This is a genomic window from Actinomadura bangladeshensis (genome assembly GCF_004348335.1).
Taxonomy (GTDB): domain Bacteria; phylum Actinomycetota; class Actinomycetes; order Streptosporangiales; family Streptosporangiaceae; genus Spirillospora; species Spirillospora bangladeshensis.
In genome coordinates, this window is sequence record NZ_SMJW01000289.1 from 1 (window position 1) to 9,401 (window position 9,401).

The window sequence follows — 9,401 nt, forward strand, 5'->3', positions numbered from 1 at the left end:
AGGTGTGTATAAGAGACGGGCATGGGGGTGGTGCCTCCTCATCGGCGGCCCGGCCGGCGTGCGCCGGCCGGGGACCGGGTCACTTCCCGGCGGCGGCGTTCGTGTAGAGGTCGGCGGTGTAGTAGGTCTTCGGGTCGGGGGAGGACGGCAGCTTGCCCATCGCGACGAAGATGTCCGACAGGCCCTTGAACCAGCCGTTCACCGTTCCGTCGCCGGAGTACTTCGCCAGCTCGGCGGAGGTGAACGTCTTGGTGACGGCGGACGAGCCCTTGAACTGCGCGGGCGGCACCTTGAGGAACTTCGCGGCGGTCTCCTCGGCCTCCGCGGTGTGGCCGTTCACCCAGTCGTTGGCCTGCTTGAGCACCCCGATGACCTTGCGCGCGGTCGCGGAGTCGTCCTGCACGATCTCGTTGCGGGCGACGAACGAACTCGGGAACGACATCGCCGGGAAGAAGTCGGCGTTCTTCGACAGCTCGACGAGGTCGGGGGTGCGCTTCTTGATGGTGTCGATCAGCGGGTACCAGATCGCGGCGGCGTCCACCTTGCCGGACGAGAACGCGGTGACGACGGTGCTCGGGTCCATCGGCACGCGCTCCACGTCATCGGCCTTCATCCCGGCCTTCTTCAGCGCGAGCTGGAGGAGCATGTCGCCGGACGTCCCCTCGGGCACCGCGACCTTCTTGCCGCGCAGCCCGGCGATGTCCTTGACGCCGGACTTCGGGGTGGCGATGATCCGGTCGGCCTGGCCCAGCATGTTCACCGCGATGATCTTCGCCTTGCCGGACGCGGGGAGCCACGTCGCGCCGGGGCCGATGTAGCCGAAGTCGAGGTCGCCCGCGCCGAGCGCCTGGATCTGCAGCGGGCCGTTGGTGAACACCTTCAGCTCCGGCTTCAGCCCGGCCTTCGTCCACAGGTCGAGCTTGTCGGCGGCGGCGAGCGCGGCCGCGCCGGCGAAGTCGGCGGTGTAGCCGAACTTGACGGTCGTCGTCGCGCCGCCGTCGTCGTCCCCGCCGCACGCGGCGGCGAGCGGTACCAGCAGCAGCGACACGGCCAGCAGTCGCAGTGATCTCATCGGATGGTCCCTTCGGGGGTCGGGGCGGGGGGCTGGTGGTACACGGCCCTCCAGACCTGCCTGCGGAGCTCGTCGAACTCGGCGGACAGGCGGATCTCCTCGGTGCGGGGATAGGGCAGGTCGACGTCGATGACCCGGTGGACGCGGCCCGGGCGGGCGGCCATGACGATGACCCGTCCGGCCAGGTAGACGGCCTCGTCCACGTCGTGGGTGATGAACATGACGGTGCGCCGCTCGCGGGTCCAGGTGTCGAGCAGGCCGTCCTGGAGCTGGACGCGGGTGAGCGCGTCGAGGGCGCCGAAGGGCTCGTCCATCAGCAGCACCGACGGGTCGACGGCGTAGGCGCGGGCGATCGCGCAGCGCTGCTTCATCCCGCCGGACAGCGTCTTCGGCAGCGCGTCGGCGAAGTCGGCGAGCCCGACGAGGTCGAGGTAGTGCTCGGCCTTCGCCCGGCGCTCCCGCTTCGGCACCCCGGCGATCTTCAGGCCGAACTCGACGTTCGTGCGGGTGCTCATCCAGGGGAACAGCGCGTACTGCTGGAAGATCACACCGCGCTCGGGGCCGGGGCCGGTGACGCGCTCGCCGTCCACCTCGACGGTGCCCTCGCCCGGTTCGAGCAGGCCCGCGGCCAGGTTGAGCAGGGTGCTCTTGCCGCAGCCGGACGGGCCGACGACGGTGACGAACTCGCCGTCGGCGATGTCGAGGGAGACATGGTCGAGCGCGGTGAACGTCTCGAACCGGTGGGTCACGTCCCGGAAGGAGATCTTGGTCATCGGCGCTCCTGCCATCCGGTGAGCCGCCGCTCGGCGAGCAGCAGCAGGCGGTCCATCGCGAGCCCGACGAGCCCGATCACGATCAGCGACACGAAGATGGTGGGCAGCTCGTAGTACAGCTGCGCCTGCTGCATCCGGTAGCCGAGCCCGCCCTGCGCGGCGATCAGTTCGGCCGCCACGACCGTCGCCCAGGACGCGCCGAGCCCGATCCGCATGCCGACGAGGATGAACGGGGTGGACGCCGGCACGACGACGTCGGCGAACAGCGTCCGGTCGCCGGCGCCCAGCACCCGCGCCGCGTTGATCAGCGTCCTGTCGACCGAGATCACGCCCTGGTAGGTGGAGACCACCGAGGACAGGAACGACGCCAGGAAGATCACGAAGATCTTCGGGGTCTCGTCGATGCCCATCAGCACGACGGCGAGCGGGATGATCGCGAGCGGCGGGATCATCCGGAAGAACTGCAGCCACGGCTCGAACAGGCCGCGCACGACCGGGTACCAGCCCATCGCGAAGCCGACCGGAACCGCCAGCGCGACGCCCAGCACGAACCCGATCAGCACGCGGCGGAGGCTGGCGAAGAGGTCGCTGAACAGCGTCCCCTCCTCGATCAGCTCGCGGGCGCGCCCGGCCACCGGCACCGGGCCGGGGAACCCGTCGATCCCGCTCTTGGAGAGGCCGACCCAGACCGCGATGCCCAGCACGCCGGACCCGGCCGTCAGCGAGACGGCGCGCACCTTCTCCTTGCGCGCTCTCGTCCTGACCGTCTCGGGCACCTTGGCGGGGGCCTTCGCCGTCGCCGGGGCGGCCATCACGCGACCTCGTCCGCGACGCCGTCGACGTCGGGCGCGCGGCCCGCGCCGATGTCGGACATGTAGCTCATCCAGGTGTAGGCCGGGTCGCCGCGGCGCACCAGTTCCCGGTACAGCCGGACGGTCATGTCGCGCCGCACGTCCGCGTAGGCGGGCGCCGTGTAGACGTTGTGCAGTTCGTGCGGGTCGGTCTCCAGGTCGTACAGCTCGTGGACGCTCTCGGGGTTGAACACGAACTTGTGGCGGCGGTCCCGGATCATGCGCTGCGAGTACGGGAAGTGGTGGCCGTGGAACTCGGCGACGACCTCGGGCCGCGGATCGTCCTCGCCCTTGATGAGCGGCAGCACGCTCCTGCCGTCGCAGGGCGTCCCGGCGGGCAGCCCGGCGAGGTCGAGGATCGTGGCGTGCAGGTCGATGAGCGTCGCGAACTCGTCGACCGTCCGGACCGGGGCGCCCGGCACCCGGATGATGCCCGGGATGCGGTAGATGTCCTCGTACATCGCCGGGCCCTTGTCGTTCAGCCGGTGGGATCCGGTGAACTCGCCGTGGTCGGCGGTGAACACGACGGCGGTGTCGTCCCAGAGGCCGTGCTCGCGGAGCCGGTCGAGGATCCGCCCCGCCTGCTCGTCGATCATCGTGACGTAGCCCCAGTAGACGGCGATGAGCTTGCGCCAGGCGTCGGCGTCGAAGTGGTCGGCCGACCAGTACTCGGCGTAGCGGCGCTGGACGTCGGGCTTGCCGGCGAACGTCTCGGCCATCGAGGCGGGCAGCGGGACGTCCGCCGGGTCGTAGAGGTCGTAGTAGGCGTCGGGCAGCAGGTAGGGCAGGTGCGGGCCGTACCAGCTGCACGTCAGGACGAACGGCTTGCCCTCCGCCGCGTACCGGTCGATCAGCTCGATCGTCCGGTCGGCGAGGAACGTCTCGATCGTCGCCTCGGCCGGCTGCTCCAGCCGCCCGGCGATGAGGTGGCCGCGCCCGGAGTCGTTGGGCGCCTTGCCGAACACCGCGTCGCGGACCTTGAACGGCGGGTGCCCGTTCTCCTTGAGCCACGCCTGGTAGGACGGGTGGTGGAACGGGTTCAGCGCGCCCGGCAGGTGCTCGCCGTCCATGCCGTAGTGCTCGGGCCCGCGCTCGCGCCCGATGTGCCACTTGCCGACGTGGCCCACGTTGTAGCCGGCGGCGAGCAGCGGCTCGACGAAGTTGGGGAAGTCGTCGTCCACCTCGTCCTTGGCACCGCCGTTGCGCTCGGGGTTGACGAGCAGGCCGTGCCGGAACGGGTGCGTGCCGGTGAACAGGGAGGCGCGGGCCGGGGTGCAGATCGCGGTCGGTGTGTAGAACCGGTCGAACCTGGTGCCCTCGGCCGCCACCCCGTCCAGCGCCGGCGTGCGCACCACCGGGTTGCCGTAGCAGCCCAGCGTGTCGACCCGGTGCTGGTCGGTCATGAGGATCAGGACGTTGCGAGCGGACACGTCGCTCCGTTCATTAATTCCTAAGGGTTTACAGAAATAGGTGCCAATTGTCGGCGGGGTCGTCGGGTGAGCGGGTCCTACAGGTCGTCGGCGGGGTTCGGGTCGGGCGGCCGGCGTTCCTGGTCCCGCAGCACCAGGGCGATCGCGCCCATCGCGGACGCGGCCGGCCCGAGGTCGGCCGGGACGATGTCGAGGGTGCGGGCGGTGCCCGGCAGGGCCAGGCCGCCGATCGCCGACCTGATCGGATCGAGGACGAGGCCGCCGAGCTGGGCGAGGTCCCCGCCCACGACGACGCGCTCGGGGTCGAGCTGGGCGACCGTGCCGGCCAGGACGGTGCCGAGCGTCCGGGCGGCGTCGACGACCACGTCCGTCACGGCGGGCGTCCGCGCCTGCGCCGCCTCCAGCAGGTCGTCGGTGCCGGTCAGCCGGACGCCGCGCGCCGCGACCGCCCGCAGCAGCGCCGGGGTGCCGATCAGCTCCTCCAGGCAGCCGCGCCCGCCGCAGTGGCAGCGCGGCCCGGCCGGGTCGACCGACACGTGCCCCAGTTCGCCGGACGCGCCGTGCGCCCCGCGCAGCAGCCGCCCGCCCGAGATGAAGCCGCCGCCGACGCCGACCGACCACCGCACGTAGACGACGTCCTCGGCGGACCGCGCGGAGCCCCACGTCTGCTCGGCCAGCGCCGCCAGCCGGGCGTTGTTGTCGGCCTCGACGCGGGTGTCGAACGCGGCCGCCAGCCGCTCCGCCGCCCGCCACCGCCGGTTGGAGGCGTCCATCGCGCCGACCAGGCCGACGCCGATCGCCTCCAGCGCGCGCAGCCCGATGTGCCGGTCCGCGCACAGCTTGTGGATGAGCGCGACGGCCAGTTCGGCCTGCTCGGCCTCGTCGGCGTCCGGGGCCGAGTCGTCCACGGCGGTCGCGATGACCTGGCGGGCGACGTTGGCGATCGCGACCCGGATGCGGCGGCGGCCGAGGTCGACGCCGATCAGCAGGCCCGCGTCCGGGTTGAGCGAGACCCGGGTCGCGGGCCGCCCCCGCCCGCGCGGCCGGCCGTCGTCCTCGGTGCCCGACTCGATCACCGCGCCGCGCGCCATCAGCTCGGAGATGATCGCGAACAGGGTGGTGCGGGACAGGCCGGTCCGCGCGGTGAGCTTCGTCCGGCTCATCGGCCCCTCACTGCGCAGCGCCGCCAGCACGACCTCCTCGTGCGCCTGCCGGAGCCGCTGCAGCGCGTCCGCCCGTCGTTCCATGTCCGGCAGCATGGACGACGGAACCGATTAATGTCAATGCTCCGGAAAAACTAATCCGCCGGCCGGTGGCAGAGGGCCGCGGGGAGGGCGTCCTCCATGGCGGTGTCGAGGGACGGGCCGCCGCCCGGGTTGAGGTTGACCATGACGGTGGCGCGCCCGCCGTCCTTCGTGGCACCCGTCCGGACGCTGAAACCGAGGATGTCGCCGTCGTGTCCCCAGAAGCCGCAGCGGTCCCCGGTGGGAGGCAGCCACTGCAGGCCGAGGCCGTACTCGGCCCCGGACGAGCGTCCGGTGGGGACGGTGTGCAGCATCGCGTGCAGCTGCGCCGGCTTCAGCAGGCGCCCGTCCAGCAGCGCCCCGAGGAACCGGTTGAGGTCGGACGCGCTGGAGATCATCCCGCCGGCGGCCCCGGCGACGGTCGGGTTGAAGCGGGTGATGTCCACCAGCTCGGACCCCGGCCGCACGTACCCGTGCGGGTTCGGGCCGGGGATGCCGGACGCGTCGCCCGGCACGAACGTGTCGCGCAGGTGGAGCGGGCGGATGACGCGCCGGCGGATCTCCTGGCCGTAGGGGTGCCCGGTCACGCTCTCGATCACCATCCCGGCCAGCAGGTAATTGGTGTTGGAGTAGCCCCAGCCCTTGCCGGGAGTGAACTCGCGGGGGTGCGGCAGGGCGATGTCGACCAGCTCACGTGCGTCCCAGTGCCGATACGGGTCGTTGAGGATGCTGAGCAGGTTCAGGTGGTCCAGGACGTCCGGCAGCCCGCTGGTCTGCTGGAGCAGGTGCCGGACGGTGATCTCCCGCCCGTCGTTGCCGGCGCCGCGCACCACTCCGGGCAGGTACCGCTCCACCGGGGCGTCCAGGTCGATGCGCCCTTCGCCGGCGAGCTGGAGCACGACGGTGGCGGTGAACGGCTTGGTCAGGCTGCCGATCCGGAAGCGGCTGCGGGGATTCACCGGCGCGCCCGTCCGGACATCGGCGACACCGGCGGTGGCGACCGTCCGGCGGCCCCCTTCGTCGACTTCCACGAGCGCTCCGGGTGCTCCGTCCGGCCCGGTCAGCCGCTCCACCACCGGCTGCAGCCCGCCGCGGCCGGCCGCCATCGCCGGGGCGGCCGAGGCCAGCAGCGCCGCGCTCAGGACCACGGCCGTCGCCCGCGCGAACATGCTGTTTCTTGTGATCATGTGCAGTGACGATAGGCAGCGGCAGATCGGCCGCACATCCGTCACGTGAGCCATTCACGGGCTCACTCCGGATGCCGTCGTATTCATCAGACCGCGGTACTACGACCGGTACTGGAGTGGTCTTCGCGCGCGTCGTCCGGGGACGGTGGCACTTGCGCGGCGCTCAGGGAGCGGAGGGCGAAGAGCAGCAGGACGGCGGCGGCCGGCACCAGGGCGGTGGCTGCGAAGGCCGGGTCGCCGTGGGCGTCGTACAGCGGGACGAACAGGACCGGTGCGAGCGCGCCGCCGAAGAACTGGGCGGAGAGCGCGAGCGAGGTCGCGCCCGCGCGGTTGGACGGGGCGCTTCCGGCGGCGAGCGCGTTCACGGTGTTGCGCAGTCCGGGGACGGCGACGCCCGCGAGCACGACGCCGCACAGCAGCAGCAGGAGGGTCGGGCCCAGCGCCGTGGTCAGGAGGCCGGCGGCCAGCAGGACGAACAGGGCGATGCCGAGCCGCCGCGCGCCCAGCCGGTCGAGGCCGTGCCCGAGCGCGCTCGCCGACAGCAGCCCGGCGACGCCGAACGCCGCGCTGACCAGGCCCCGCCCGGCCGGGCCGAGCCCGAACTGCTCCTGCGCGCGCAGCACGGTGAGGACGGTGAGCGCGATCGCCGGCAGGTAGCACAGGAACGACAGGGCCGAGGCGACCGCGAGCTGCCGGTTGGCGAGGACGCGCCAGGACGCCCGTCCGGTGGCCTTGCGGGCGGCGACGGCCGCCGAGGGCGGGAGCAGGGCCAGCGCGAGCGCGACGGCGGACGGGAAGACGAAGGCGAGCCGCCAGTCCGCGGCCGCCGAGAGCCCGCTGATCAGCGGGCTGGACGTCTGGCCCGCGGCCTGGAGCGCGGCGAACAGCCCGAGTGCCCGGCCGAGGCGTTCCCTGGGCGTGAGGTCGCTGATCGCGGCGACCAGCAGCGGGGTGGTGAAGGCGTTGGTGGCGCCCTGGAGCACGCGTCCCACCAGGAACGTCTCGATGGTCGGGGCGAGGGCGCACAGCGCGGACGCCAGGATGAAGAACAGCAGCGACAGGCGCATGGTGCGGCGCCGCCCCCAGCGCTCCGCCCACGTGCCCGAGACCAGCAGCAGCGCGGCGTAGGGGACCATGTACGCGGTCACGGCGGCGGCGGTGGTCTCGGGCGTGGTGTCCAGGCCGCTGGCGACCTCGTGCAGGATCGGGGTGACCATCGTGCCCGCGTACGGGCCGAGGAAGCCGCCCGCGTACAGCGGCCAGACGCGTGGCGAGCGTGCCGCGCGCTCGCCACGCGCCTGGAACCGGGAGGGGGACGGGACGTTCACACCGCGGCGGGCCGGTCCGGGTCGATCTGCATGACGACGGCCTTCGGCTCGGTGAAGAAGTCCCGGCTGAACTCGCCGCCCTCGCGGCCGACGCCGGACGCCCCGACCCCGCCGAACGGGGCGCGCAGGTCGCGGATGAAGAAGCAGTTCACCCAGACCGTCCCGGCGCGGAGCGCCGCGGACACCCGGTGCGCCCTGCTGAGGTTCTCGGTGAAGACCATGGCGTTCAGACCGTACGGCGTGTCGTTGGCCAGCGCGACCGCCTCGGCCTCGGTGTCGAACGGGCTCACGACGACCACCGGGCCGAAGATCTCCTCCCGGCAGTGCGCCGCGTCCTGCGGCATGTCCGTGACCACGGTGGGCCGGACGACCCAGCCCGAGCCGAGCCCGCCGGTGCGGATGCGGCCGCCCTCCGACTCGATGGTCTCCACGTACCCGCGCACCTTCTTGAAGTGCTCCTGCGAGGCGAGCGGGCCGAGCCGGGTGCCCTCCTCGGACGGGTCGCCGACCTCCATCGCCTCGGCGGCGGCGGTGAACCGGTCGAGGAACTCCCCGTACACCTCGCGCTGCACGTAGAGGCGGCTGCCGGCGAGGCACACCTGGCCGGCGTTCGTGAAGATGGCGCGGATCGACCAGTCCACCGCGTTGTCCAGGTCGGCGTCCGCGAACACGAGGTTGGCGCCCTTGCCGCCGAGCTCCAGGCTCACCGGGACGAGGTTGCCGCCCGCGATCCGCGCGATGGCCCGCCCGGTGCTGGACGCGCCGGTGAACGTGATCCGGTCGATGCCGGCGCTCTGGGTCAGCGCCTCCCCGGCCGACTGCGGCCCGTAGCCGTGCACGACGTTGAGGACGCCGGGCGGCAGCCCCGCCTCCGTCGCGAGCCGCGCCAGCATCGTCGCCGACGCGGGGGTGTCCTCCGCCGGCTTGAGGACGACGGTGTTGCCCCACGCCAGCGCCGGCGCGATCTTCCAGGTCTCCAGCATCAGCGGGAAGTTCCACGGCGCGATCGCGGCGACGACCCCGGCCGGCCCGTACACGCTGTAGGCGTGGTGGCCACTGTCCATCGGCAGCGTGTCCGCCGCCGCGAGCTGCGCGTGGTCGGCGAAGAACCGCAGGTTGTGGGCCGACCGGCCGACGTCGTTGCCGATGCTCTGCGCCACCGGCTTGCCCATGTCGCGGGTGTCGGCCATGCCGAGCTCCCGCTTGTGCTCCTCGACGAGGTCGGCGAGGCGGTGCAGGACGCGGCCGCGCTCGGCGTAGCCCATGCGCGGCCACGGTCCGTCGTCGAACGCCCGCCGCGCGGCCGCGACGGCCCGCTCGACGTCGCCGGGGGAGGCGAGCGCCACCTGCGCCCAGGGCTGCCGGGTCCAGGGGTCGACGCTGTCGAAGCGCGCCCCGTCCCGCGACTCGACTTCCTCGCCGTCGATGACGTGCCCGAAGAACTCCATGTGCTGTTGACCCTCACTTCTCTGTTGTGCCGGGGGCGGGTGTGCCGGAGGCGGGTGTGCCGGGGGCG

Annotated in this window: 8 protein-coding genes; all 8 read right to left on the bottom strand. The window is 72.6% G+C overall.

All coding sequences use genetic code 11. The features are described 5' to 3' along the window. Window positions 1-79: 79 nt before the first annotated feature. Entirely contained in the window at window positions 80-1,072 is a 993-nt protein-coding gene (locus E1284_RS34840; RefSeq protein WP_131944418.1) for an aliphatic sulfonate ABC transporter substrate-binding protein, read from the bottom strand. Continuing rightward, window positions 1,069-1,845 (bottom strand): ABC transporter ATP-binding protein, encoded by a 777-nt coding sequence (locus E1284_RS34845; protein ID WP_131944419.1) that lies wholly within the window; start codon window positions 1,843-1,845, stop codon window positions 1,069-1,071. The genes E1284_RS34840 and E1284_RS34845 overlap by 4 nt, the downstream gene beginning before the upstream one ends. Beyond that, window positions 1,842-2,657, bottom strand: coding sequence for an ABC transporter permease (locus tag E1284_RS34850; protein WP_131944420.1), 816 nt, complete (start codon window positions 2,655-2,657; stop codon window positions 1,842-1,844). The genes E1284_RS34845 and E1284_RS34850 overlap by 4 nt, the downstream gene beginning before the upstream one ends. After that, window positions 2,657-4,126: a sulfatase family protein gene (locus tag E1284_RS34855; RefSeq protein ID WP_131944421.1), complete on the bottom strand. Its 1,470-nt coding sequence runs from the start codon at window positions 4,124-4,126 to the stop codon at window positions 2,657-2,659. Before E1284_RS34855 ends, E1284_RS34850 begins: the two co-directional genes overlap by 1 nt. A 77-nt stretch (window positions 4,127-4,203) precedes the next feature. Then, on the bottom strand, window positions 4,204-5,373 hold the full coding sequence (locus tag E1284_RS34860) for an ROK family transcriptional regulator (protein ID WP_131944422.1): 1,170 nt from the start codon (window positions 5,371-5,373) through the stop codon (window positions 4,204-4,206). A 50-nt stretch (window positions 5,374-5,423) separates the two neighbouring features. Further along, entirely contained in the window at window positions 5,424-6,557 is a 1,134-nt protein-coding gene (locus E1284_RS34865; protein ID WP_131944423.1) for a serine hydrolase domain-containing protein, read from the bottom strand. Between the two features lie 86 nt (window positions 6,558-6,643). Next, entirely contained in the window at window positions 6,644-7,885 is a 1,242-nt protein-coding gene (locus tag E1284_RS34870) for an MFS transporter (RefSeq protein WP_207924121.1), read from the bottom strand. Next, the gene (locus E1284_RS34875; RefSeq protein ID WP_131944424.1) at window positions 7,882-9,333 is read right to left on the bottom strand and encodes an aldehyde dehydrogenase; all 1,452 of its coding nucleotides are present in this window, start codon (window positions 9,331-9,333) and stop codon (window positions 7,882-7,884) included. The genes E1284_RS34870 and E1284_RS34875 overlap by 4 nt, the downstream gene beginning before the upstream one ends. Window positions 9,334-9,401: the final 68 nt, after the last annotated feature.

What these genes read in the sequence shown, in the direction of transcription:
- E1284_RS34840 (WP_131944418.1), bottom strand. Translation starts at nt 1,072, where the DNA reads ATGAGATCACTGCGACTGCTGGCCGTGTCGCTGCTGCTGGTACCGCTC.
- E1284_RS34845 (WP_131944419.1), bottom strand. Translation starts at nt 1,845, where the DNA reads ATGACCAAGATCTCCTTCCGGGACGTGACCCACCGGTTCGAGACGTTC.
- E1284_RS34850 (WP_131944420.1), bottom strand. Translation starts at nt 2,657, where the DNA reads ATGGCCGCCCCGGCGACGGCGAAGGCCCCCGCCAAGGTGCCCGAGACG.
- E1284_RS34860 (WP_131944422.1), bottom strand. Translation starts at nt 5,373, where the DNA reads ATGGAACGACGGGCGGACGCGCTGCAGCGGCTCCGGCAGGCGCACGAG.
- E1284_RS34865 (WP_131944423.1), bottom strand. Translation starts at nt 6,557, where the DNA reads ATGATCACAAGAAACAGCATGTTCGCGCGGGCGACGGCCGTGGTCCTG.
- E1284_RS34875 (WP_131944424.1), bottom strand. Translation starts at nt 9,333, where the DNA reads ATGGAGTTCTTCGGGCACGTCATCGACGGCGAGGAAGTCGAGTCGCGG.